General features: G+C 62.4%; 16 protein-coding genes and 1 tRNA gene. 6 read left to right on the top strand and 11 right to left on the bottom strand.

The annotated features are described in order from the left end of the window. Nucleotides 1–9 precede the first annotated feature (9 nt). The 4 genes from AC0L2B_RS03185 to AC0L2B_RS03200 form a co-directional block, all read right to left on the bottom strand. Nucleotides 10–765 carry an ATP-binding cassette domain-containing protein gene (locus AC0L2B_RS03185; protein WP_023800331.1) on the bottom strand — a complete coding sequence of 252 codons (756 nt, stop codon included), beginning with the start codon at nt 763–765 and terminating at the stop codon, nt 10–12. Continuing rightward, a complete protein-coding gene (locus AC0L2B_RS03190; protein ID WP_027156329.1) occupies nt 758–1,810 on the bottom strand; it encodes an ABC transporter permease subunit in 1,053 nt (350 codons plus the stop codon). Before AC0L2B_RS03190 ends, AC0L2B_RS03185 begins: the two co-directional genes overlap by 8 nt. A 96-nt stretch (nt 1,811–1,906) precedes the next feature. Next, nucleotides 1,907–2,887: an ABC transporter substrate-binding protein gene (locus AC0L2B_RS03195; protein ID WP_023800330.1), complete on the bottom strand. Its 981-nt coding sequence runs from the start codon at nt 2,885–2,887 to the stop codon at nt 1,907–1,909. Nucleotides 2,888–3,320: 433 nt separating this feature from the next. Beyond that, complete coding sequence (locus AC0L2B_RS03200) at nt 3,321–4,235, bottom strand: sugar-binding transcriptional regulator (RefSeq protein ID WP_473744139.1); 915 nt, start codon at nt 4,233–4,235, stop codon at nt 3,321–3,323. Nucleotides 4,236–4,520: 285 nt separating this feature from the next. Here AC0L2B_RS03200 and AC0L2B_RS03205 point away from each other — a divergent pair, with 285 nt between their 5' ends. The 3 genes from AC0L2B_RS03205 (at nt 4,521) to AC0L2B_RS03215 (ending at nt 9,322) form a co-directional block, all read left to right on the top strand. Continuing rightward, nucleotides 4,521–5,426 carry a tagatose-bisphosphate aldolase gene (locus AC0L2B_RS03205; RefSeq protein ID WP_091595244.1) on the top strand — a complete coding sequence of 302 codons (906 nt, stop codon included), beginning with the start codon at nt 4,521–4,523 and terminating at the stop codon, nt 5,424–5,426. Nucleotides 5,427–5,694: 268 nt separating this feature from the next. Then, a complete protein-coding gene (locus AC0L2B_RS03210; RefSeq protein ID WP_473744140.1) occupies nt 5,695–7,194 on the top strand; it encodes an ROK family protein in 1,500 nt (499 codons plus the stop codon). 220 nt (nt 7,195–7,414) lie between these two features. After that, nucleotides 7,415–9,322, top strand: coding sequence for a putative bifunctional diguanylate cyclase/phosphodiesterase (locus AC0L2B_RS03215; protein ID WP_473744141.1), 1,908 nt, complete (start codon nt 7,415–7,417; stop codon nt 9,320–9,322). Between the two features lie 49 nt (nt 9,323–9,371). On the opposite strand, the gene AC0L2B_RS03220 is transcribed toward AC0L2B_RS03215, so the two are convergent. Then, nucleotides 9,372–11,687, bottom strand: coding sequence for an acetamidase/formamidase family protein (locus AC0L2B_RS03220; protein ID WP_473744142.1), 2,316 nt, complete (start codon nt 11,685–11,687; stop codon nt 9,372–9,374). A 301-nt stretch (nt 11,688–11,988) separates the two neighbouring features. Between AC0L2B_RS03220 and AC0L2B_RS03225 the strand changes: the two genes are divergently transcribed. Beyond that, the gene (locus AC0L2B_RS03225; protein WP_473744143.1) at nt 11,989–13,440 is read left to right on the top strand and encodes an acetamidase/formamidase family protein; all 1,452 of its coding nucleotides are present in this window, start codon (nt 11,989–11,991) and stop codon (nt 13,438–13,440) included. A gap of 265 nt (nt 13,441–13,705) precedes the next feature. Here AC0L2B_RS03225 and AC0L2B_RS03230 read toward each other — a convergent pair. After that, nucleotides 13,706–13,782: transfer RNA gene (locus tag AC0L2B_RS03230), tRNA-His, on the bottom strand. A gap of 443 nt (nt 13,783–14,225) precedes the next feature. Next, nucleotides 14,226–14,684, bottom strand: coding sequence for a phasin (locus AC0L2B_RS03235; protein WP_128166139.1), 459 nt, complete (start codon nt 14,682–14,684; stop codon nt 14,226–14,228). Nucleotides 14,685–14,937: 253 nt separating this feature from the next. On the opposite strand from AC0L2B_RS03235, the gene AC0L2B_RS03240 reads away from it, so the two are divergent. Then, the gene (locus AC0L2B_RS03240; RefSeq protein ID WP_473744145.1) at nt 14,938–18,612 is read left to right on the top strand and encodes a PAS domain S-box protein; all 3,675 of its coding nucleotides are present in this window, start codon (nt 14,938–14,940) and stop codon (nt 18,610–18,612) included. Between the two features lie 376 nt (nt 18,613–18,988). On the opposite strand, the gene AC0L2B_RS03245 is transcribed toward AC0L2B_RS03240, so the two are convergent. Then, nucleotides 18,989–20,983, bottom strand: a complete 1,995-nt coding sequence (locus AC0L2B_RS03245; protein WP_473744146.1) for an acetoacetate--CoA ligase — start codon at nt 20,981–20,983, stop codon at nt 18,989–18,991. Nucleotides 20,984–21,282: 299 nt separating this feature from the next. On the opposite strand from AC0L2B_RS03245, the gene AC0L2B_RS03250 reads away from it, so the two are divergent. Further along, nucleotides 21,283–23,133 (top strand): AsmA family protein, encoded by a 1,851-nt coding sequence (locus AC0L2B_RS03250; RefSeq protein ID WP_473744147.1) that lies wholly within the window; start codon nt 21,283–21,285, stop codon nt 23,131–23,133. Nucleotides 23,134–23,201: 68 nt separating this feature from the next. On the opposite strand, the gene AC0L2B_RS03255 is transcribed toward AC0L2B_RS03250, so the two are convergent. Genes AC0L2B_RS03255 through AC0L2B_RS03265 form a run of 3 tightly spaced genes read right to left on the bottom strand, consistent with a single transcriptional unit; the run spans nt 23,202 to nt 26,139 of the window. Beyond that, a complete protein-coding gene (locus AC0L2B_RS03255; protein WP_473744148.1) occupies nt 23,202–24,020 on the bottom strand; it encodes an ABC transporter permease in 819 nt (272 codons plus the stop codon). Then, nucleotides 24,017–24,991: an ABC transporter permease subunit gene (locus AC0L2B_RS03260; protein WP_473511429.1), complete on the bottom strand. Its 975-nt coding sequence runs from the start codon at nt 24,989–24,991 to the stop codon at nt 24,017–24,019. Before AC0L2B_RS03260 ends, AC0L2B_RS03255 begins: the two co-directional genes overlap by 4 nt. Before the next feature lie 8 nt (nt 24,992–24,999). Further along, entirely contained in the window at nt 25,000–26,139 is a 1,140-nt protein-coding gene (locus AC0L2B_RS03265) for an ABC transporter ATP-binding protein (RefSeq protein ID WP_473744149.1), read from the bottom strand. Between the last annotated feature and the right edge of the window lie 5 nt (nt 26,140–26,144).

The raw sequence follows: 26,144 nt of genomic DNA on the forward strand, positions 1-26,144 counted from the left end.
GCTAATGCATCAGCCGCCAACCATCAGTTTGACGACTTCGTCATGGTTGGTCTCCGAGATCTTGCGCTCGCCGGCCTGGATGCCGCGGCGCAGCACGACGATGCGGTCGGAAACGGCGAAAATATCCTGCAGATTGTGCGAGATGAAGATCACCCCCCGGCCTTGCGCCTTGAGCTGGTGGATGAGCGAAATGACCTTGCGCTGCTCCGGCACCCCGAGGGCCGCGGTCGGTTCGTCCATGATCAGGATCTGCGCATCCCAATAGACGGCCCGGCCGATGGCAACGGCCTGCCGTTGACCGCCGGAGAAATTGCTGACCGGGGCGTCGAGCCGGCTGACATGGAAGTCCAGCCGCCCCATCGTCTGCTTGGCGGCGACGGCCATCGCCTTGCGGTCGAGCACCGGCAAGAAACCGAAAGCCTTGCGCATGGGTTCACGGCCGAGGAAGATGTTGGCGCCGATGGACAGATTGTCGGCGAGAGCGAGATCCTGGTAAATGGTCTCGATGCCTTTTTCGCGCGCCTCCTGCGGCGTCGCGAAGGTGACCGGCTGCCCCCTCAGCAGAATTTCACCGCCGGTCGGCTGAAAGACGCCCGATATCGCCTTGATCAGCGTCGTCTTGCCGGCGCCGTTGTCGCCGGCCAGCGCCACCACTTCGCCCGGCCGCACGGCCATGGAGAAATCGTTCAGCGCCTGTACCGCGCCGAAATGCTTGGAAAGGTGCCGGACTTCGAGGAGGGGGGTGGTTGGTTCTGAACTATTCATCCTGGCGAGCTCCACTGAACCGGCGCTGCGCCTGGTCGATAAGGACGGAGATAATGATGACGAGGCCGACGGCGATGAACTGCCAGAACGGCTCGACATTGACGAAAACCAGCCCGTATTGAATGACCGCGATGACCAAGGCGCCGGCGACCGTCCCGAAGATGGTGCCTGAGCCACCGAACAGGCTGGCGCCGCCGATTACCACGGCTGCCACGCTGTCGAGCAGCAAGGGTTCGCCGGCCTGGGCGGCGCCCGCGGTGAAGCGCGCTGCATAGAGCGCGCCCCCGAGGCCGGCGCACATCGCCGATAGCACGTAGAGCCGCAGGATGTGGCCCCTGATGTCGATGCCTGCGCGGCGCGCCGCCTGCACATTGGCGCCGATGGCGTAGTTATGCTGGCCGAACCGGGTCTGGCTCAGGATGTAGTGCATCACCACGACAAAGACGGCGGCAATGATGACGAGATAAGGCACCCCGTAGAACCTGCCGTTGCCAAGCAGCGCGAACCAGGAATTCTGGACCGGCACCGTCGTGCCGCCGGCCAGCAGGAACGCAGCGCCGCGCGCCACGCCAAACATGCCAAGCGTGCCGATGAAAGGGGGAATTCTGAGGCGCGAGATCAGCAAGCCATTGATGACGCCAGGCACGCCGGCGACGATCACGGCCGCCAGAATGCCCAGCATCATGGCCAGAGGCACCGGCATGGCTACGCCAGCCATATTCGTGGCGTGGGCGGCGACGACGGCCGCGAGACCCATGATGAAGCCCAGCGAGAGGTCGATGCCTCCCGAAATGATGACGAAGGTCTGCCCGGTCGCCAGCAGCAACGGCGCCACGGCGAATATCGCAATGGACTGCACGTTGAACGGGTTGAGCACGAAGGTCGCGCCGAAGGAGAGCCTCGACCAGACCTCGAAACAGATGATCAGGCCCGCAAGGAACAGCCAGGCGCGCCCTTCGGCGATGCGTGCGAGCCAACTCCTGGCCGGATCACCGTGATCCGCCTGAGGAGCGACATGTGTTTCGGTTGGTGATGTTGAAGTCATGGATGGTTCCGATCCGCAGAGCGGCCTCCGACAAACAGGGTCAAAGCGACCCGGCGCAGGTCTCCTTCCGGCAAGCCGGAAGGAGACTGGCTGGACTTATTCGGAATAGAGGTATTTCGAGATGTTCGGGTCGGCGATGTTGGCCTTGTCCATGATCGTGAAGCCGGTGCCGATCGCAACCGGGATCGACTGGCCGGTCAGATGGGCATAGGCCGACACGACGCCGAAATAGCCGATTTCCGCGGGATGCTGGGCAATCGCGACGTCGACAAGGCCAGAGTTGATGTTGTCGGCAATGCTGGTCGGCGCGTCGAACGCCACGACCTTGACGGTGCCGGTCTGCCCGGCCTGCTGGACGCCATTCGCCGCGCCAAGCGCCGAGAACAGGTTTGCGCCGAACACCCCGACGAGATCGGGATTGCGCGCGAACACAGCCTGCAGCTGCGAGGCGGCCTTGTTGGCGTCATTGTCGTTGAACTGGGTTTCGAGAACGGTGATGCCGGGATGGTTGGCCGCCATCTCCTTCTTGAAGCCCTCTTCACGCTGGTCGGTGGTCGAAATGCCGGGCTTGACGTTCGAAACGTAGACCTTGCCCTTGTCGCCTATGGCCTTGGCCAATGCCCGCGCGGCGATCTCGCCGCCCAGAATGTTGTCGGAGGCAATATAGGACAGTGGGAAATCCGCCTCGCCGGCGCCGGTCTGGTAGACGCCGCTGCCGATGAAGGTGTCGACGGTGATCACCGGAATGCCGGCGTCATGGGCCTTGCGGAGGGGTTCGACCAATTGAACCTTGTCGGTCGGCGCGATCAGGATGGCATCCGGCTTCTTGGCGATGACCGCGTCAAGCACGGGGACTTGCGTTACCGGATTGAAATCCGGGGCGCCCTGGAAAACCAGGGTCACACCAAGGGCATCGGCTGCCGCCTGGGCTCCCTTGCGCATGGTGATGTAAAAGCCGTCGGTGGTAAGACCCGGAATGAGCGCAATGGTGTATTTTTTGTCCTGCGCCAATGCGGGCGTGACCAGCGCCGCTGCGCAGATGGCGAGAGCCGCCAGAGCGGCAACAATCTTCTTCATAACATCCTCCTCCTAATGTTGGCAGATTTTGCCGTTGCGAGTCGTCCCGGCTCTGTGAAGTGCTGGCGGCGAGAAGCGGGTTTCGCCTGCTTGCTGTTATGGGGCAGCCTCCTCCCAAGCGCCCCAGTCAATAAATCGAGCCTGATGCGCAGTCCCGTTACGAGCCTCCGCAAGGTGCAGGAAACTGCGCCGTTCGGCGCGCACGCTTGCCTAGCCGCAATATTGTAACACTTTGCTGAAAGAAATTGCAACATTTCCGGGATCGAAATGCATTCAAACCGGACACCAACTGTCTGCTCCGCAGAGCCCCTCCACGCAGACTATTGCCCCAACGCCTTGACGACACAACTGATGATTTCGCGGCTGCGGGTTTGGTGTCGATCGGTCTGGAATCGATCAGCTGTGCCGATGTCACGTATCGGCGTGCCCAGCATTATCGGGGCAAGAGAGCCTCGAGAATGGCCTGGGCCGTCTTCGTGTCCGTCACCAGAGCATTGATAAGCCTGGCGCGGACGGCACCTATGATCGCCTTCGCCTTCTCCGGCGAGGCGGCAACGCCGATCACCAGCGGGACGGCTCGAAGCTGGGCCGGCGACATTGCGATCATCCGGCCCTCCCCCTCCCACGGGATGAGCGTGCCTTCGGCGTCGAAGTAGTGGCGGATGACGTCTCCCGCCGCATGAAACAGGACCTGTTCGCTCAGCGTGGCCGCGCTCGCTTCGGGCGGATTGATGGCATGGGGCAGGCCGATGCCGACGATCGCAACGTCGGTCCGGTCCCAAAGCGCGACGCTGTCGCGGATGGCCGCATCGCCGAGGAAGACCTCACGCAATTCGGACGACGGCAGATAGGGCGCATGGATGAAATGCGGCGTCCCGCCCAGCTCTTCTGCGGCCAGCCGCACAAACTCGTTGATCTGAAAATGCGCCGCCTGCTGCTGCATGCCGCCGGTGGCAGCGACGGTAAGAACGCCGGGAATGCGCGGCAGGCCTGCCTGGATCACCTCGCGAATGGCTCGCCCCCAGCCGATGGCGACGACCGAGCCGGCCGTCAGTCCCGCTTGCTTGAGCAAGGCGCCGAGCGGCGCAGCGAGCGCAGCGAGCGCCGCCAGCGCACCGGCTGACGGCGTTTCGATGACCGCCGCGTCACGCAGCCCGAGTGCCTCGACCAGTTGCGTGGTGATGCCTTCGGGGGTTGCAAGATCGAGAACCTCGATCCGCACGATGCCCTCCGCTCTCGCCCGCTGCAGGAGGCGCGATATGGTCGCGGTGGAGACGCCAAGCCGCCGCGCGATATCGACCTGCGACATGTCCGCCTCATAGTGCAGTTTGGCGACCGTATGCAGCATCGTCCGCGATGCGGCTGCATCTTGTGCGGGAGGTGCAGACAGCTTGCAATTCCTTTCAGCAATGTGTTACAGACCCATCGACCGATGGGAGTTATCGCGCAAATCCGGCTGACTCGCAACGTGGGCTGGTTTCCACGGCAGATTGCGGGCCAAGGCCGAATTTCTCGGTCCGATAGCGCAGCAAAGCGGCAAAACCTCCTGTCGGGAGGCAGGTAAAACTGAACCTTTCTTGTTTCCACTGATCTGCGCCCCGGTGAATGGGCGCCAACATCGGACAGAAGACCCATGACAAAGATGACGACCGCAGAGTTGCGCGGCTACCAGCAGATATGCGGCAAGGACGGGGCGATGATGGCCATCGCCTGTGACCAGCGCGGCGGCATGCGAAGCTTGCTTGCGTCGGACCCTGAAGAACAGGCCAAGATCACCAACGACATGCTGGGCGACACCAAGTCGGACATCACGCGATACCTCGCCAGCCAGGCATCCTGCGTGCTGCTCGACCCGCTCTGCGCGGTGCCGCGGGTTGTCGATGACGGGGTGCTGAGCCGCGATACGGCTCTGCTCATCGGCCTCGACGCTTCGGGCTTCGACGTCTCGCCTGCCGGCTACCGCCTGTCGCGTCTCGTTCCCGGCATCGGCGCGCGCCGCGTGCGCGAGCTCGGCGGCACCGGCGGCAAGATCATGGTCTATCTCAGGCCCGACAGGCCTGAGGCGAACGAGCATAATGTCGCCATTCTGCGCCAATGCATCGCCGATTTCGCGCAAGAGGACCTCCTGCTCGTCGTCGAGTTCCTGACCTATCAGCTCGAAGCGGAAAGCCTTGAAGAGTATACGGCCAAGATCCCCTGGCTCGTCGAAGAGGGCACCCGTATTTCGCTGGAATGCGGGGCAAAGGTGCTCAAGCTTCCTTATCCCGGAACGCCGGAAGCCTGCGCCAGGATCAGCAGCATGGCTGGCGAGGTGCCCTGGGCGGTCCTCTCCGCCGGCGTCAACCACGCAACCTTCCTCGGCCAGGTCGAGATCGCGATGCGGAACGGCGCGTCGGGCGTCATCGCCGGCCGGTCGCTGTGGAAGGACTGCATCTCGCTCGACCGTGACATTCAGCGGGAAAGGCTCAGGACTATTGCGGTGTCGAGATTGCGCGAGCTTCAGGCGGTGATCGGAAATTACCGGCAGAAAGCCGCTTAGCACGATGACCCCGAACCGAAGGTCCGCGATGCAAAATCGTAGTCGATCTTCGAAAAGGATCATGCGCAAATCAAAGTACTATAGCGTCCTGTGCGCACCAGGATGCGCGGCGCTGTAGTTATCCGACGTTCACACCAGGCACGCACGGGACGTCATGCCTCTGACCATGACCCCGAACAGTGGGGACCGGTTTTCGGAGAAGATCATGGTCAAACAAAGAGATAGAGCCCCATTTCGATTTAGTCGAAATGGAACAGGCTCTGGTTCGATGGCCATAGGAATCGATATCGGCGGCACCAATCTGCGCGCTGCCCGTGTTTCCGGCACGGGCGAAATCCTCGAGCGCATTTCCGAGAAAAGCGCGCCGGACCCCGAGCTCGTGCTCTCCCGGATCGCCGAAATGGTACGCCGGCTCGATTGTCCCGAAGTTGCGGCCATCGGCATCGGCGTCCCCGGCCGCGTCGATGCGCGGCTTGGCGCGGTCTTGTCAGGGGGTTATGTCAACCTCGCCTCGGTCTCCCCTGCGCAACGACTGGAAAGCCTGGCGGGCAAGCCCGTGGTGATCGACAATGACTGCAACATGGCACTGGTCGCGGAAATGGCCCTCGGCGCTGCCAGAGGCCATGAAAGCATCGTCATGTTCACGATCGGGACCGGCATTGGCGGTGCCGTGGTCCAGGACCGGCGTATCGTCCGCGGCAAGGGGACGGCGGGGCAGCTCGGCCATATCACCGTCGACATATCAGGCGAAGCGTGCGTCTGCGGCCGGCGCGGCTGCGTTGAAACCACAAGCTCAGGCACCGCACTTGGCCGTCACATCGCGCGGGCAGGCCTCGGTCCGGACGTTTCGGTCGATCAGCTTTTTGCCCGGGACGCGGGCGGCGATCCCTTGGCGCGCGGTATACTGGAAGCCTGGGCCGGGCCGCTGCGTGCGGCAATCGACACGACCGTGGCCATGTTCGACCCCGACCTGGTGCTGCTCGGCGGCGGACTTGGCCTGGCGGCCCATCGGGCGCTTGCCAGGGCTCCTGCTCTGGCGCCCTGGTACCAATGCCCGGTGGAAGCGGCGCGGCTGGGTGACGACGCCGGGGTTATCGGCGCCGGTCTGCAAGCGCTCGTCGCGCAATCGGCAGTTGCACAATCAGCAGTTGCACAATCAGCAGTTGCACAAGCCTCGCCAGTATCCTTGCCGACCGCCCGGCTCGATCGCACCAGGCGCGCCGTGCCCAGCCGGCGCGCCGTGCTCGTCAACGGCATCCCCGCCAGCGGCAAAAGCACGGTCTCGCGCGGCATCGCCGCGCACATGGGTTGGCCATTGCTGGCACTCGATACGATCAAGAACCCGTTCCTCGAAGTGCTCGGCGGCGGCGATCGCGAATTCAACCGCATACTCGGCCGCGCCAGTTACCAGGCCATCTGGTCGGTCGTCGGCGAGGCCCCGGCGGGCGCCATATTTGTCATCGACGCCTGGTTCGGCTTCCAACCGCGCCAGGTGCTCGAGGATCACCTGCGCAGTGCCGGCGTCGAGCAGACCGCCGAGATCTGGTGCCATGCGCCTGGCGAGGTTCTTGCCGAGCGCTATCGCGCACGGCTCGACCAGCGTCCCGCCGGCCATCCCGGCGCGGCCTACATCCCCGAACTGATCGAACTGGCCAAGCGCGCCAAGCCGCTGGGGCGCGGACCGCTGCTTGACGTCGACACGACCAGACCGATCGCTTTCGACGCCATCACGCAATGGCTGCAGGCGACGATTGCGGCTGACAGGTAGGCAGCAAGCACGTCGCGTTTGAACGGATGCATGCGACGCGCCTTAGGTTATTCCCGAGCGTCAGGATGCTGCCGATCCATGTTCTCTATCACCGCACAAATGAGGAGGATTCATACAAAGGCCTCGCAGAAGGCTGATACAACGAGTAGTTAACCCGTCCTTCAGTGGGCTTGCATAAGCTTACGTTGCGAATCGGCATGGGAAGCGAACCGACTGGTCTATGACCCTAAAGAAAGAAAACGCGCTGGAGGCCAGAATCCTCAGAGATCAGCTTGCTGATCTGAAGGCCGGTCTCTTCGTATCGATGCCGATAAGCACTATGCTATCAGGCCTGATTTTGACGGTGCAGGCCTTTTCTGGCGGGGGCTTTGCCGCCGCAATCTGGTTCCTGGTTGTCAATGCCATAAATGCCGCCCGCCTCGGACTCGCCCGTTATCAGCTAAACGAGACGGGGGATCAGGACGATCTGACAGGGATTTCGCAGCGGCTTCGCTGGTTTGGCATCCTTGCTCTTCTGTCAGGGTTTGCCTGGTCCTTTCTTGCCGTCCTTACCGTTGGCTACACAACGCCGCAAGCGCCGCTGCATCTGATTATTCTGGCGGGCATCTCAGCTGGTGCGGTTACATACGGCAGTTCATATGCCGCGGCCGCGATCAACTTCATCACGCCGCCGCTTGTGATCGCGATGGGTTGCCTGTTGGCGAAAGGCAACTTTGAAGATTACATTCTGGCCTTTGCCGTTCTGCTCTTCGTGGGCGGCTTGGTTCGAGGCTCGTTTGTAGGGCAAGCCCGCTTCCGCGAAGCAAGCCGCCTGAGACATGAGGCGGAGCGGCTTGCGGCGGAAATGGAGCGCAATTCCAGGGAGGACCACCTGACGGCCCTTCTCAACAGACGGGGCCTCGAACACGCGATCAATCAGTTCGAGAATACGGACGGCCCGTTCGTTGCAATGCTGATTGATCTGGACGGCTTCAAATCTGTCAACGATACCTACGGTCACAGGACCGGTGATGAACTGCTCATCATGATCGCCCGCCGCATAGAGCAGGCAGCGCCGGCAGGCTCAACGCTCGCCCGTATCGGCGGCGATGAGTTCGTGCTGTTTTTTCCCTCACTCAGGAGTTCGCTTTCTCCCAGTACCCTCGCATCCAATATCATAGCCAAAGTCGCCAGCCCCTATCGTGAGGTCGCGTCCGTCCGGATCGGTGCATCGATCGGAATATACCTGGCTGAAAGGCCGGGGCTGACGGAAATGTTGCTGCGGGCGGATGTCGCCCTCTACACGGCCAAGCGTCGTGGCAGGAACGAATTTCGCCTGTTCGATGCCGAACTCGACAGGGAATTGCAACGTCGCCAGTCCATCGAACGCGACCTTCATTCGGCGATAGAGGCGAGAAGGGTGGCACCTTGGTTCCAGCCCATCGTGAGACTCGACACCGAAGTCGTGATCGGTTTTGAAGCCTTGCTAAGATGGTCCCATCCGATCCATGGTTCCATCTCTCCACCCGAAATCATGACAGCCGCACGCGAAACCGGAATGCTTCAACTGTTAACGCAAACAGTATTCTCCGACTGTTGTGCTCTTATCGACGGCTTGGTGAAAGCTGACCGTCGAGATGTTCGTGTGGCAATGAATGTTTCGCCGCGCGAATTGGAAGCCGGCGATATCGACGACATGGTTCTGAATGGTCTGGCGGCCAAAGACCTCCCGACAACGATGTTCGAAATCGAGATTACCGAAGAATCTCCAGTGGACCCGGAAAGACTGGATGAAAAGCTCGGACGGCTTTCACATGCCGGCATTTCCATCGCGCTCGATGACTTCGGTACCGGCTTTTCCACGTTGGCGTCGCTCAAGGACAGCCGGATACGCAAGGTGAAAATAGATCAGGGCTTCATCCGCGGCTTGGCCAAGTCTCGGGAGGACCGGCTGCTTGTCAAAACGGTGATCGATCTTGGTCGGGCGCTCGGGATCGATGTCATGGCCGAGGGCGTCGAAACAGAGGCGGACCGGCAAATTCTGTACAAGCTCGGCTGCAGAACTGCTCAGGGCTTCCTATTCTCCAAGGCGGTGCCTCTAAGCCAGGCGCTCGAGGTGGCACAAAAAGAGCACGCTACGGAGTTGTGAGGGCACACGCCATCAATGAAACCGCTGCGTGATCTCTGATCATGGGTGGTCAGGGGCGAGCGGTACGCTGGCTGTGCTGTCGCTCGCCGAACACGGCCTTGGTGATCGTGGCGTGCACGCCGAAATTTCCGTCGGCGGCTTGCGTAATGCCGAAGTCGGCGGCAAGCGACATGATGCTCAACACCTCGTCCTCCGTGAGATCGTATGTCTGCATGATGAATCGGCGCGTCTGGCGGAAGGCGTTGCGCAGCGCCAACTCGATGGTGGATGTCTTGTAGACGTCCGACTGCGCGTTGCTGCCGAGGTCCCTGAGGTAGTTGGGATGGCTAAAACTCTGTATCACCCAGCTGTGCTCGGTTTCGATGAGCGGCGAGTTGAGACCGCGCAGGAAAGCCGGGCACCCTTCGCCCGCCTTATGCAACTTGATGATGATGTCGCCGGTCAGCGAACACTCAAGACCCGTGCCATTGATCTCGCCGTCCGCCTGCGCGAAATGTCCATCGCCGAGCGAGAGCAGTGCGCCCTGAACCGCAACGGGCAAATAAAGCTTCGCGCCGGCTCCGATCCTCCAATTGTCGATATTGCCGCCGAAATAGCCCGGCGGGATGGAATCGACCAGGTCGGCCTCGCGCGGAGCCACCGCGATGCACCCGAAATGTAGGCGCGCCGGTATGCGCACGCCGCTACCACTCAAGTCGCGATGCGAAACCTTGCTGTGGTCGACGGGTATGCCAGGATAGTCGATCGTCGCGTGGACAACGCCGAAGGGGTCGGTCTGCGGCTGCCATTCGTAGCTGTACAGCGGCCGCGCTGCGGCCGGGCACCGCATGTCGATCTCGAAGATAGTCACCGTTTCGCGTTTGGCATCCCGGTCCAGAAGGTCGTGATACTGATACCCCCACCACGCCGATACGTTCGATGCGAAGGCCTTGCCGGGAAAGGCAGCGCTCGGCCGTGGCCGAATTTCGACGAACTCGATCTCGAGCACGTCGCCGGGCTCGGCGCCGCGCACATAGATCGGGCCAGTCATGATGTGAACGCCGAACCCCTCGCCAGCGCCGCGCCCGAAGATGGAAGCGTTTGCCGGACCGGCCCCGCGACGGTCGACGCGCTTGTATTCGGGTGACCAATCGAACACGCTTTCAGCCCCGCTGTCACCCGCCACCATCCGCTGCCAGTCGTCGCCCGCGTGCTGAGTGAGTGTCTCAACGGTGACTGAGTCGCCCGAATCGACGCGCAACACCGGCGGCAGCGAGCGGCTGAAAAAGCCCCAATGCACGGTCTCCGCTGTTGCTGGCAAATGCCAATGGTCCCTGCGTTCGCGCGCTCTTGCCGTTGGCGGGCGATCCATAGCGGCCTGCAGCATCGGGGCCGGCCGCGCCGCCGCCGACTTGCGGCCGTCCGGTTTGCCGCGCAGCCGATAAGCCTCCTCCGTCTGCGACCTAGCGCGCCTCACCTGCCTGGGACTCATTCCAAACGTCGCGCCGAAAGTGCGGCTGAAATGCGATTGATCGCGAAAGCCCCAGCGCTGTCCGATCGCGGCCACGCTTTCATGTGCATGGTTGGGATCCGCCAGGTCGATGCGGCAATGTTCGAGGCGCTGCTGGCGCACATATTCGGAGAAGCTTTCGCCGCGCCCCTCGAACAGTTTTTGCGCGTAGCGTACGGAAAGCCCTTCCAGTCTCGCGATCAGGGCCAAGGCAAGATCCGGGTCCGACAGCCGGGCGTCAATCGTCGCCGCGACGCGCCTGAAATGCGCCGTTTGCACCCCGGTCAGGCTGCCAGCGGGCTCACGCACCTCGCCAAGCAGGGCGCTTGCCACGAGTTCCGTCAAAGCCACTTCGGCGGCTGTCAGATCGGCCGCACCGGAAGTCTCGAGATTGGAGCCCAGCGTTCGCAATCCGGATTTCGCAACCGCAGCGACGACGGTGCTGCCTAGCACCTTCGGCAAGCGGATGCCGCTGCGGCCCAGCCGTGCTTCCAGCGGACCGGCGGCCGCCTGAAGTATGAACGCGCGGAAGTCACTGCGAAAGGTCAAAGACCAGTCGTCGGCCGTGCCCAGCACCATCATGTCGCCGTCAGCAAGATCGAACGCCTGGTGCGGGGCGACAAGACGCCCGCGCCCAGCAACGATGAGAGCGAATAGAATCCCGTGGTCCCGACGCATCGGCACGATGCGCTGGGGTGTGCCAGAGACGTCGGCGAGGCGCGTGGTGGCGTTCGCTGCCCGCAGGTGCATGGTGCCTCTCGGGATCGGCTGGTCGTCGACAGTCGCGGAAAGCGAAAGCTCCTCAATCCAGTCGAGCCACGCCTTATCGCGGTGTTCGAGAGGCAGGTGGTCGATCGATCGCAGAGCCGCAACCATAAGAGACCTTTCCGGGGCGCGTTACGTCCATCAGGAGACCCGCCCGCCGAGATTCACTTTAGCGCGGCGCCCGCCACAGTCTTTGTGCGCATGCGAACAATCTCTTGACTTTACCCTGTCACCAGACGGAGCTCAAGCTCGCTGATTTCGCCGGCGTGAGCATAAGCCATTGAACTGACTTGAATTTTTTTAGGAAACAGCGCGATGCATTGATTTCGCGGCCGGCTGGCTGGATTGCCGACGGCGCGCGTGGTGCATAAAATCGCGCACATTCCTTCCAACAAAAACAAGGGGACTGTTCATGTGCAAAGGCGATGATATCAGCTGTCCGCATTTCGAGCTTCACTACAACAAATTGAAGCAAGATCTAAATGCCGAGCGACGCGGCTTTCTGAAGGGGGGCCTGTTCGCGGCCAGCGGTCTGGCCACGCTGGGCGCCGGTGGCATCTCGCTGGTCACACCCGCACTGGCGCGGGCCACGTCATCGAAGCTGCCTGCACAACGCGCTTATCATTATTTGCCGGCCAACGCCGAGACCGTGCATTGGGGCTACTTCAGCAAATCGCTGAAGCCGCGCATCGAGGTCAATTCCGGCGACATCGTCACGATCGAGTCGCTCACCCACCATGCGGGCGATGACTTGGAGCGCATGGTCGACGGCGACGAGGGTGCAGAGAGCGTCTATCTCTGGACGAAAGAGAAGAAGGGCGTCGATCGCCGCGGTGCCGGCCCTACCGACCCGGCCAAGTACAAGAAAGGCTCTGGTGAGGGGCAGGGCGTGCACATCATGACCGGCCCGGTCTATGTCCGCAACGCGGAGCCGGGCGACATATTAGAGGTGCGGATTCTCGATTGCGGGCCGCGTCCCTCTGGCAATCCCAAGTTCAGCGGCAAATCATATGGCTCCAACGCGGCGGCCAATTGGGGCTTCCACTACAATGATCTCCTTGGCGGCACCAAGCGCGAGGTCGTCACCATCTACGAGGTCGACGTTGCCGGCGGCAAAAGCTGGGCCGAAGCGGTCTACAATTTCCAATGGGTGCCGCAGACTGACCCGTTCGGCGTCAGGCATGACACGATCGACTATCCCGGGGTTCCGGTCGACCACAGCCTGACCAAACGAAACTACGATGTGCTGAAGGGCGTGAGACTGCCCATTCGCCCGCATTTCGGCACGATCGGACTGGCACCGAAAGAAGCGGACGTCGTAGACACCATCCCGCCCAGCTACACCGGCGGCAACATCGATAACTGGCGCATCGGCAAGGGCGCCACGATGTATTATCCGGTCTCCGTCGACGGCGCGCTGCTCTCGGTCGGTGATCCCCATGCCAGCCAAGGCGACAGCGAATTATGCGGCACGGCGATCGAATGCTCGCTCACCGGCACGTTCCAACTCATCTTGCACAAGAAAGCGGACCTTGCCGGCACGCCACTCGAGGAGCTCAACTACCCCATGCTCGAGACGCAAACGGACTGGCTGGTGCATGGGTTTTCCTACGCCAACTATCTTGAGGAACTGGGACCGAGCGCTCAGAGCGACATCTATTCGAAGTCGTCTGTCGACAGAGCGCTGCGCGATGCGTTCCGGAAGATGCGCCACTTCCTCATGACAACCAAAGGACTGACAGAGGACGAGGCGATTTCCCTGATGTCGATCGGAGTAGACTTCGGCATCACCCAGGTCGTCGATGGAAACTGGGGGGTGCATGCGGTGGTGAAGAAGGACATCTTCGCCGCACGCGTCGCCTGAGATGGTGGGTAACTAAATCTCGCATCCACATCGCCGTTACTCGGAAGCTCGACAAAGGCTAAAGCGCGTCGCGTTTGAAGGAATTCATGCGACGCGCTTTACGCTGCGCACCTCGGGTCAGGCCCGGGTCAGGCCCGAGGGCATGCTTTTGCGCAACATGCATCAGGAATCCGAACCAAGCGGGGCACCGACCGGTCCCTCCGTAAGAACGGACATCTGTAGCCAAGAGAAGCGACCGCAACCGAAGAAGGCGACCGTGCACCAATGGTACCGTTGGCTGGGATCGAACCAGCGACCTCCGGATCCACAATCCGGCGCTCTAACCATCTGAGCTACAACGGCACGTTCGCCTTAGCGGGATGGAAGGTTCATCCTCCGAGACCCGCTCTGTCGTTCGGCGATGCGTCCATACGGGCTATCGGAGTTTAATTCAAGGCTTTTGGCCGCGCATGGCCCGGAAAATCAGAATCGATTTCGCTGGGGATCATGCGCAAAATCCCAGGATTCCGCAGCGTGCTTTGCGCGCGTCCAGGAAGGCGCCCGGCGCTGTAGGCAAAGGTACTCCGGCACCGACATCATATTCGCCGGGCAAAGAAAAAGGCCGGCGGGAGGAGGTGCCGGCCTTTTCCTGTTCCGAGCCAGCGGGAGGAGGTGCTGGCTGGTCATCCCGGAGAGCAGAGGGAGGAGGTTCCACTCGCCGGGTATTCGCTTGGACCACTATATCTCACATAATCCTGTTCGAAGAAATGCGACCTTTTGTTGCATCTTCGAATTATGCGCAAATATTAGGCGATCTTAACTTCCTTCATCGCCTTCTCGAAGGCGGTCTTGATCGGCTTGGAGACGTCCTCGGCCGCCTTGGAGGCGACGGTCTGGAAATCCTTTGCCTGCTCGACAGTCATCTCGACCTGCTTGCGAAGGAATGCGGTCTGCAGTTCGACGACTTCCGACAGCGACTTGGCGCCGATCAGAGCTTCGAAATGCGACAAGCCGGCTTCAGTATTGGCGCGCAGAGCGGCAATGGTCTTGAGCGACAGGTCGTTGGAAACGGTCTTGGCGGTCTCAAAGGTGGACTCAAGGGCCTTCTGGGTCTCTTCGGCGCCGGTCTTCAGCTTGGCATAGGCCTCTTTCGACTGCTCGACGCCCTTTTCGGCGAAAGCACGGATCTGGTCGGTGGCCTTGGAAGCGTCGAAGCTCGGGAATTCAACGTTTTCGATAGTGTCAGCGGTCTTGGTCCTGGACAATTTTCCATCCTTTGCAGTGGCAGCGGCTTCGATAGGAAAGCCGTCTCGTTCATGTATGATGGCAATATAAAGGCAAATCTTGTGCATTGCAATATCTTTGTTGCAGCGCACCATAAATTTTCTCTCCAGCGTTAACCACGCGCCCAGAGATTCCGGCGGTTGCACGCTATGGCTTGTGGACCTTCGCACCGTCGGCTTTTATTAACAAAGCGTTAACTGCAAACTGCCCGCTTCGTAAGGGTTCCCAAAGCGCATGCCGTCTGAAAACTACTCCTTCCTCGACGTCGCCGTGCTCGACGCGGTCCGCCAGCGCTTTGCCGCCGGCGACGCGATCGCCCTTTTGTCGGCAGACCTCGAACAGGTGATCTGGGCCAACGGACCAGGGGCAGCGGTGTTCGGCTACCCCGACATCGAGGCGATCATCGGCGCCTCGGCCGGCTTGCCGCCGATCGCCAGGCGCCAGATCATGGCGACAAGCGGTTTTCCACAGATCGGCCGCGACCGCGCCATCACGGTGCGGCTGGCAACCGGGCTGACCAGCCGCGCGGTTGGCTTTCTGGCCAGCGCGGTGACAATGCCTGACGGCGAAAACGCCATCATGCTGGCGGTGCCGGCGACGCAGACCGGCCCGCGCAGCGCCGCCGAGCTTGCCGCTCGGGCCATCAGCGGCTTTACCGAAGACGGTCATTTCATCGCCTTCGTCGATGCCAACGGCAACATAGAGGCCGCCTCCGATGGTTTTTCGGCACTCGGCATCCTGCCCGAAACGCTGACAGCGCTTGTCGCCGATGTTGCGAACGAGAGCGGTCGCGTCGTCAAACGCCTCGTTCCTGGCGGCACCGCTTCCTACCCGGCCGGCCTCGCCCGGCTGACTGACGAGCGGCACCTGCTGGTGGTGATCGACGAGAACCAGCTGGACTCCGAAGCAGCCCCTGCGGGCGTGCTCAGCGCAGGGGCGGCGGCCGATGCCGCAGTCCCGCCAAAAGCACAACAGGACAACCCGCCGGCAACAGTCGCGAAAACGGCTGCGGCAGTGCAGACAGTTGCGGCAGCCGACCAAGACACTTCGCTGTCGGCGGAGCATGATGTTCCCGATTCCAGTGGGCCCGATTCCACTGGGCTCGATTCGAGCGGATCTCATTCAACTGCGCCTGATTCAACCGAGCAGGGTCCGGAAGCGGCCGGCGGGATACCTCCACAGCATGACCATTGGTATTTCAGCGCCAGCGAGGAGGAGGCGCAAAAGCCGGGACCGGACGCATCCGGTCCTGTCGAGGCGGATGCTTCGGCGGAAAGCATCGCACAAAATACAGTCAGGGCCGCCTCCCCGGTCAAAAATGCCATCCCCTCGATCGACCGCGCGGCGGCGCCCCTGCGTTTCGTCTGGCGCACCGACGCCGAGGGCAGGTTCAGTGCGCTGTCGCCGGAATTCGCGGAACTCGTCGGCAAGCCTGCCGCCGATGTGATCGGCCGGCGCTTCAGGGACGTCGCGGCCACCTTCGACCTTGATGCGACCGGCGACATCGCCGGCCTGCTCGACCGACGCGATACCTGGTCCGGCCGCTCGGTGCTGTGGCCGGTCGCCGGCACCGATTTCAAGATACCCGTCGACCTGGCGGCGCTGCCCGTCTACGGCCGCAGCCGTGCCTTCGAAGGCTTTCGCGGTTTCGGCGTTGCTCGCACCGGCGATGCGGTGGTCGATCCGGAAGCGATCGGCATGGCCCTTGTCGCCAATGCCGACGTCCCCATGGCCGTCGAGCCGGAAGTCGCCAAAACGCCTGACGAAACCGACCCCTTCCAGGGCGAGGTGCCGGCGCTGACCATCGTGCCGCAGCCGGAGCGGCGCTTAGCCGACAAGGTGATCCGGTTGGCGGAGCACAGGCAGCCGGCCAACGACAAAGGCCTGTCGACGCTGGAACGCAGTGCATTCCGTGAGATCGGCGAGCGGCTCAAGAAGGACAATCCCCCGACCGAACAGCCCGATGCCGCAATTGCGGCAGAGCCGGCTGCGGCGGAACCGACCGAAACCGATGTCGAAGACGAGAAGGATGTCGCAAGGCTCGACGGTGAGCAGCCGCAAGCAACCGTGTCCGACCTCTCAGGCTCGCTGCTCGACTATGCCGACCGGGACTACGTCGCCGACGATGGCGACGGTGCGCCGGTCTCCGAGCCGGACAAACCGGCGCAGGAGATCGCTGAGCCCACCGACGCCGCCAGTCGATCGATCGCCGAAGACGCCGACAGCATGACGGCCGCCGATTTCCGCGATGCAGAAGACAGCGAGGACTCGGCGCGACCCGATGACGGCGAAACCGGTTCGCCAACCGATGGCATCGGCGATGCCGGCGACGTCGAGCCGGCGACGGTCGAGCGGCCGCGCCTGCCGGTGCCGCCGCTCAAGCTCGAAGGGTTCGTGCCGTCGGCTTTTTCGACCGCGGACGACAACAAGGCTCCGGACATTTCGATCCTCGGCAAGCTGCCGGTGCCGCTGCTGATCCATTCCGGCGACGATCTTCACTATGCGAACGAGGAATTTCTCAGCCTGACCGGCTATGACACGCTCGACCAGCTGGAGGATGCCGGTGGCCTCGACGCGCTGTTTGCCGATCCTTACGACGGCAGCGCCTCCGATGGAACCGACCACGCGCTGCGGTTGAAGACGCGTGACGGTCAGGAGTTCCCGATCGAGGCCATCCTGCGCTCGGTGCCATGGCGTGGCGGCAAGGCGCTGATGCTGGTCGTGCGCCGTTCCGGCGACGACGAGGCAGCAGGTGCCGCCGTCGACCAGACGCAGCCGGACACTTCGGAGCTCAAGGCGCGCATTGCCGAGATGCGCACCATCATCGACACCGCGACCGACGGCGTCGTGCTGATCGGCCGAGACGGAACGATCCGCTCGATCAGCCGACCGGCGGAGGCGCTGTTCGGTTTCGACAGCGACGAGGTGACCGGAAAACCCTTCGTCTCGCTGTTCGCGATCGAGAGCCAGCGCGCCGCGCGAGACTATCTCGACGGATTGTCCGAGCCCGGCGTGGCGAGCGTGCTCAACGACGGCCGCGAGGTGATCGGACGCGAGGCGCAGGGGCGCTTCATTCCGCTGTTCATGACCATCGGCAGGCTGCCCAACGACAGCGGTTTCTGCGCGGTGGTGCGCGACATCACCCAGTGGAAGCGGGCCGAAGAGGATCTGACCCAGGCGCGCGCCGTGGCCGAGCGCGCTTCCTCGCACAAGACCGACTTCCTCGCCCGCATCAGCCACGAAATCCGCACGCCGCTCAACGCCATCATCGGCTTCTCCGAGCTGATGGTCGACGAGAAATTCGGACCGGTCGCCAATGACCGCTACCGCGACTATCTGCGCGACATCAACCGGTCGGGCAACCATGTGCTCGACCTGGTCAACGATCTGCTCGATATTTCGAAAATCGAGGCCGGCCAGCAGGAGATGGCCTATGAGGCAGTGTCGCTCAACGACACGCTGGCCGAGACGGTGGCGATGATGCAGCCGCAAGCCAACCGCGAACGCGTCATCATCCGCTCCAGCTTCGCCTCCCGGCTGCCGGAAGTGGTGGCCGATCTGCGCAGCGTGCGCCAGATCGCGCTGAACATCCTGTCGAATGCCATCCGCTACACGCAGGCCGGCGGCCAGGTGATCGTATCGACAGCCTACGAGATCTCCGGCGACGTCGTGATGCGCGTGCGCGACACCGGCATCGGCATGAGCCAGTCCGAGATCGAGCAGGCGCTCAAGCCGTTCAAGCAGCTCAACGCGCTTAAGCGCGGGCGCGGCGACGGCACCGGTCTCGGGCTGCCGCTGACCAAGGCCATGGTCGAGGCGAACCGGGCCCGGTTCACCATCAACTCGACACCCGGCGAGGGCACCCTGGTCGAAGTCGCCTTCCCGTCGACCCGCGTGCTGGCGGATTAGGGCAGCGGATCTTCAGTCGTCCGTGTCGCCGCTCTATCTCTTTGTTTGAGCATCGGATTTTCCCAAAACCGGTGTCCACTTTGGCTCATGCTCGGCACACAAAAGAAAGGCGTCCAACAGGACGCCTTGAATGATTGCTGTACATCGGGGCTTGAGCGAATTCAGATCCTCTGGGGATTTTAGAGGAACGGGATTTCTCCCTCAAGTTACGCACGACTATCGATGTCGGCCCTTAACAAAACCTTACCGGCACCGCGAAAAATTTACCAATGTGTACCACTCATGAAATCTAGGTAAATTCGAGCGAGATATTTCGTTAACCGTGCTCGGCTCCGTTTGAACGCCTGACGGTTCTCATGTCCTGGACCTCGAGAAACTAATCGGCCAGCTGCGGCAGGTCGCGGAACAGCTCGAGCGCTTCGGGATTGGCCAGCGCCTCCTTGTTCTTGACGGCACGGCCATGCACCACGTCGCGCACCGCAAGCTCGGTGATCTTGCCCGATTTGGTGCGTGGAATGTCGGCGACGGCGACGATTTTAGCCGGCACGTGGCGCGGGCTCGCGCCGCTGCGGATTTTCGCCCGGATGCGTTTTTCCAGCTCGGCGTCGAGCTCAACGCCGGCCGCCAGCCGCACGAACAGCACGACGCGCACATCATTGTCGAAATCCTGGCCGATGCACAGCGCTTCCAGGATTTCCGGCATCTGCTCGACCTGATTGTAGATTTCCGCCGTGCCGATCCGCACACCGCCAGGGTTGAGCGTCGCGTCGGAGCGGCCGTGGATGATCAGGCCGCCATGGGCGGTCCATTCGGCGAAGTCACCGTGGCACCAGACATTGTCGAAGCGCTCGAAATAGGCGGCGTGGTATTTCTTGCCTTCGGGATCGTTCCAGAAGCCGATCGGCATCGCCGGGAACGCTCTCGTACAGACGAGTTCACCCTTTTCCTGCCTGAGCGGCTGGCCGTCGTCGTCCCAGACATCGACGGCGAGGCCGAGGCCAGGTCCCTGGATCTCTCCGATCCATACCGGTTGGGTCGGTACGCCGAGCACGAAGCAGGAGACGATGTCGGTGCCGCCGGAGATGGAGGCGAGATGCACGTCTTTCTTGATGCCGTCATAGACGAAGCGGAAATCTTCCGGCGACAGTGGCGAGCCGGTGGAGGAGATCGTCCGCACGCTGGAAAGATCGTGCGTGTTGATCGGCCTGAGGCCGGCCTTGCGCACGGAATCGATGAATTTGGCCGAGGTGCCGAAATAGGTCATCTTCTCGGCGTCGGCGAAGTCGAACAGCACGTTGCCGTCGGGGTAGAAGGGCGACCCGTCATAAAGCAGAAGGGTTGCGCCCGACGCCAGGCCGGAGACCAGCCAGTTCCACATCATCCAGCCGCAGGTGGTGAAATAAAAGAAGCGGTCGCCGTCGAGCAGGCCGGCGTGGAGCCGTTCTTCCTTGACATGCTGGATCAGCGTTCCGCCGGCCGAATGGACAATGCATTTGGGAATGCCGGTCGTTCCGGAAGAAAACAGGATGTAGAGCGGATGCGCGAACGGCAACCGTTCGAAGGTGACCGACTTGGCAGCGAAGGATGAGAGCGTCTCGTCCAGCGCAGTCGCCTTCTCGACGGTCGCCGCCACATCGGTCGACGTGCCGAGATAGTCGACGATCAAGATCTTGCGGACGGTGACGAGCTTTGCCGCAACGGCCGCGATCTTGCCGGCAACCTCGATCGCCTTGCCATTGTACCAGTAACCGTCGGGCGCGATGAAGACGACAGGCTCGATCTGGCCGAACCGGTCCAGAACGCCCTGTTCGCCGAAATCGGGAGAGCAGGACGACCACACGGCGCCGATCGAGGCTGTCGCCAGCATTGCCGCGACCGTCTCCGGCATGTTGGGCATCATGGCAGCGATGCGGTCGCCCTTTTTCACACCGAACGACAGGAAAAGCTGCTGCAGCCGCGAGGTCAGGGCATGCAACTCGTTCCAGGAGAGCCGGCGCTCGACCTTGTCCTCGCCGCGAAAGACGATGGCGTCACCGAGCCCGGTTTTTTTCAACAGGTTCTCGGCGAAGTTAAGCTTGGCGTCGGGAAAGAAGGCGGCGCCGGGCATCTTCTCGCCATCGACGAGCACGTGCTCGCCGCCACTGATCCCGCCGCTGGCGCCCCCATTGGCGCCCTTGTCGCCAACGATCCCGCAAAAGTCCCAGACCAGGCTCCAGAACGCCTCGCGATCGTCGATCGACCAACGATGAAGATCGCCGTAGGAGGGAAAAAACCTGCCGGTTGCGGCCGCCGCGGCCTGCATGAAGGCGGTCATCGGCGCCGCGTCGATCTGGTCTTTGGTCGGTATCCAGAGCGGTGCGTCGCCAGCCATGATCGTTCCTCCTTAAAGCACGTTACGCTTGAAGAGATTCACGCGACGCGCTTTAGACTTTTGTTATTATCATGTCGTTATCCAAAAACGTTGCGCATTTTGGCGACATGCATTGGCATCGCATATGCATATCGCAGCGCAGCAGAGCAAGATTTTGTTCGGCCGGGCGACGCGGATGTGCCCAAATGCCATCGCTGGGCCATAAAGACTTGAAATGCGTCAGCCCTAAGTCGTAGGTAAACGACTGGGGTTACACCCGTCGGGCGATTTTTTGTCGGAACGGAAGCATACGGGGCGACATGCCATCACCTTTGATCCGGCGCGGAATATGGGCGATCGGCGTTGCCGTGCTGGTCATCGCGCTGGCCGTTGCCGCCCTGCCGCTCGTCGCCTCGACCCGTATCGTGCGCGACCGCATCGCCTGGGAAATGAGTGCGTGGAGCGGTTTCAGGGTCACCATCGACGGCGCGCCACGGATCGAGGTCTGGCCGAATTTCCGTGCCATCCTGGCCGACGTAACGCTTTCGCAATGGACAGAGACCGACGCGCCGCCGGTGATCGAGGCTGAACGGGTCGAGGTCAATCTCTCCGCCATGGCGGCGTTGCGTGGCAATGTGGTGTTCTCGACGGCGCGGCTGATCCGGCCGACGATCAGGGTTCAACGCGCAGCACATGGATTTTTCCTGCCCGCCCTGCCTTCGGGCGGGCGCATCACCCGTTCCATCGACGTCGCTCGCGCCGTTGTCAGCGCCAATCCAGCCAAGCCGGACCTCAGCAAGCTGCCGGCTGATCCGTTCGGCACCGTGGAGTTCAGGAACGGCCGCGTGGTGACTTCCGTCGATGGCAAGGACGCCGAGATACTGAGCAGCCTGAGCGGCCAGGCGAACTGGGCCGCAATGAACAGCAATGCGACGCTGTCGGCGACCGGGATCTGGCGCGGCGAAAGCGTCGCCGTGGATGCCGCATCGTCAAACCCGCTGGTGCTGTTTGGCGGAGGTGCGGCGCCGATGACGCTTTCCTTCAAGGCGGCCCCTGCCAGTTTTTCGTTCGACGGCGTGGCCAGCATGTCCGAGAACGCCTATTTCGACGGCCAGGCAAAATTTGCCGCACCCTCGCTCAGGCGCGCGCTCGAATGGTCGCGGGCCGGCATCGCGCCGGGCGCAGCAATTGGCTCGGTTTCCGTTTCCAGCAAGCTCACGGCGACCTCCGGCCGCATTAAATTCGAAAACACCGAGATCGCCCTGGACGACAATCCGGGAATGGGTGCGCTGGATTTCTCCTTTGGCGAGGCGCGGCCGGTGATCGCCGGTACGCTCGCCTTCGAGACGCTCGACCTGCGGTCGTTTCTATCCGCCTTCGCACCCTTGGCGCCCGCGAACGGCGCTGGCCCCGGCGAAATCGACATAAGCGTCGCCGACCGCATCGATCTCGATCTCAGACTGTCGGCAGCGCAGGCCACCGCAGGCGCCATCCAGCTTGCCGACGTCGCCGCCGCTGCCCAGGTCAAGAACGGTCTTGCCGTCTTCGATATTTCCGATGCATCGGCCTTTGGCGGCAACATCCAGAGCAGCCTTCGTTTCGACCGCAAGCCGGAAGGCACGCAGGTCGAGATCAGGCTGCTCGCCTCCGACATCGACGGCGGCGCTTTTGGCACCGCAGCCGGAATGACGCGACTGGTGCCGATCGGCACAGGAACCGTTTCGGTCATCCTCAAGGGGCCGGGCAGAACCTGGGATTCCATTTTCGAAAATGCCGACGGCTCGGTTTCGGCGAAATTCGGCCAAGGCGCGTTGAGCCGGTTCAACCTGCCGGCGTTTCTCAAACACAATGAACAGGGCGGGTTCTTCGCGCTCGATGATGTCTCCGACGGAACGCTGCCGATCGACGGGGCCGAACTCAAGGCGAGCATTTCGAACGGTGTGGCGAAGATCGACAAGGCCGAAGCGAATTCGGCGAAGTACAAGATCTGGCTTTCCGGTATCGCCTCCTATGCCGGGCGCGGACTGGCGCTGTCCGGCGGCATCATTCAGGCGGACCAGCCAGCCACGCAGACAAATAGCCAAGGTCCCAACCAGTCTTCGTTCTTCATCGGCGGAACGTGGAGCACGCCGTTCATTTCGCCGATAAGCCGCGGGGTATCCGGCGAGTAGGCAACGAAGCTGCTGCGGTCGTCGTCAGAAGTGCTTCCTGCCGGCTTTTGCTGCTGCCGCCCCTTTCGTCACCCACGCTGAGCGGCCTGCTCGTCGCGCTGGCGCTGGACCTCGCGCCGCTTGTTGGCGAGCGAGGCGATGATGACGCCGACCGCCACAACCGCGATCAGGATGGTGCAGGCGGCGTTGATCTCCGGCGTCACACCGAGACGAACCTGGCTGTAGATCTTCATCGGCAGCGTGGTGGCTCCAGGCCCTGACGTGAAGCTGGCGATGACCAGATCGTCGAGCGACAGTGTGAACGCCAGCATCCAGCCGGACACGATCGCCGGCATGATGACCGGCAGCGTGATCTGGAAGAAGGTCTTCACCGGCGGCGCGCCAAGATCCATCGCGGCTTCTTCGAGCGAGCGGTCGAACGTGATCAGGCGCGACTGCACGACGACGGCGACGAAGCACATGGTCAGGGTGATGTGGGCAAGCGTGACGGTGACAAAACCGCGGTCGAGACCGATGGCGACAAAGAGCAGCAGCAGCGACAGGCCGGTAATGACTTCCGGCATGACCAGCGGCGCAAAGACCATGCCGGAAAACAGCGTCCGGCCCTTGAAGCGCGTGTAGCGCGTCAAGGTGAGAGCCGCCAGTGTGCCGAGCACGGTCGCCACGGTGGCCGAGATGACGGCGACACGGGCCGTTACCCAGGTGGCGTCCACGAGGCCCTGGTTGTGGAACAGCGAGACGTACCATTTGGTCGAGAAGCCGCCCCAGACGGTGACCAGTTTCGATTCGTTGAAAGAGAAGACGACGAGCAGGACGATCGGCAGGTAAAGAAAGGCAAAGCCGAGCACGATCGAAGTGATGTTGAAGCGGCTCCAGGTCGGGTTCATCTGTCCTGCTCCTGGGCGCGGGCCTGGGCCCGCTGGAAGAGCATGATCGGCACGATCAGCAGCAACAGCAGGATGACGGCGACGGCCGAAGACACCGGCCAGTCGCGATTGGCGAAGAACTCGTTCCACAGCGTCTTGCCGATCATCAGCGTCTGTGAGCCGCCGAGCAGGTCGGGAATGACGAACTCGCCGACGGCGGGGATGAACACCAGCAGGCAGCCGGCGATGACGCCGGGCAGCGACAGCGGAAAGGTGATCTTCCAGAAGGCGCTGGTCGGTGGGCAGCCGAGATCCTTGGCTGCCTCGATCAGCGAATAATCCATCTTTTCCAGCGACGAATAGAGCGGCAGCACCATGAACGGCAGGTAGGAATAGACGATGCCGATGAAGATCGCCGTATAGGTGTTGAGGATGATCAGCGGCTGGCTGATGACGCCGGTGGCGAGCAGCAGCTGGTTGAGCAGCCCCTCAGGCTTGAGGATGCCGATCCAGGCGTAGACCCGGATCAGGAACGAGGTCCAGAACGGCAGGATCACCAGCATCAGCAAAGTCGGGCGCAGCATCGCCGGGGCGCGCGCCATGCCGTAGGCGATCGGGTAGCCGACAAGCAATGTCAGCACCGTCGAGATGGCGGCGACGATGACGCTGGTCACATAGGCGTTGACGTAGAGCGCGTCCTGCGTCAGCCATGTGTAGTTGTCGATGCTGAGCTCATTCAGCTGGGCGAAGAAACCGGCAAGGCCGTCGCCGAAGCCGAGCACCGGCGTGTAGGGCGGTATGGCGATCGCGGTCTGCGACAGCGAGATCTTGAAGACGATGACGAACGGAACAAGGAAGAAGAAGACCAGCCATAGATACGGGATGAGGATGACAAGACGGCCAACGAAGGCCTCTCCCAGCCTGGCCAGGGCGGATTTGTCCGCAGCGGTGGCTCGAGAGCTTGTTGCAGCGGTGACAGCGGCATTCGACATGGCCGCCCCTATCGCGTCAGCACGACGCCGGCATCCGGCCGGAACGACACCCAGGCACGGTCGTTCCAGCTCAGCGGATCCTCGGTGATGCGGGCCGCGTTCATCGTGCTCGCTCGCACCACCTGGCCGTCGTCCAGCCTGACGTGATAGACGGTCATGTCGCCGAGATAGGCGATATCGTAGACCTCGCCCTCGATGGCGTTGACGACGCCGGCCGGTCTCGTCGACGATATCCTGATCTTCTCCGGCCTGATGGCGAAGGCGACGGCCGCGCCAGTTGCGGCATCGCCGGCATGCTCGGTGCGGATGGTGATGCCGTTGCCGGCATCGATGCTTGCCGCACCCGCCTCGCCATGCGCAATCTTGCCTTCGAACATATTGACGTTGCCGACAAAGCCGGCGACGAAACGGGAGCCGGGCGCCTCGTAGACTTCCGCCGGCGTCGCCACCTGCATCACCTCGCCTTTGTCGATGATGGCGATGCGGTCGGCCATGGTCATCGCCTCTTCCTGGTCGTGGGTGACGACAACGAAGGTGAGGCCGAGTGACTGCTGCAGATCCATCAGCTCGAACTGGGTTTCCTCGCGCAACTTCTTGTCCAGCGCGCCCAACGGCTCGTCGAGCAGCAGCACCTTCGGCCGCTTGGCGACCGAGCGGGCAAGCGCGACGCGCTGGCGCTGGCCGCCGGACAATTGGTGCGGCTTGCGCTTGGCGAACTGCTCGAGCTTGACCAGCTTCAGCATCTCTCCAACGCGCGCCGCGATCTCGGGCTTCGGCATGCCGTCCTGCTTGAGGCCGAAGGCAATGTTGTTTTCGACCGTCATATGCGGGAACAGCGCATAGGACTGGAACATCATGTTGACCGGCCGCCGGTATGGCGGGATGCCGCGCAGATCCTGGCCGTCGAGCAGGATGCGGCCGGCGGTCGGCTCCTCGAAACCGGCGAGCATCCGCAGAAGCGTCGACTTTCCGCAGCCGGATGCGCCGAGCAGGGCAAAGAACTCGCGCTCGAATATGGTCAGCGACAAATTGTTGACGGCGGTGAAGTCACCGAACTTCTTGGTGACCTTGTCGAACTGGATGTACGGCTTGGCGTTCGGATCGTTCCATGGCGCGAAATCCCTGCGGATGCTGCCAAGCGATTTCATGTCCC

Source organism: Mesorhizobium sp. WSM4815 (assembly GCF_055811575.1).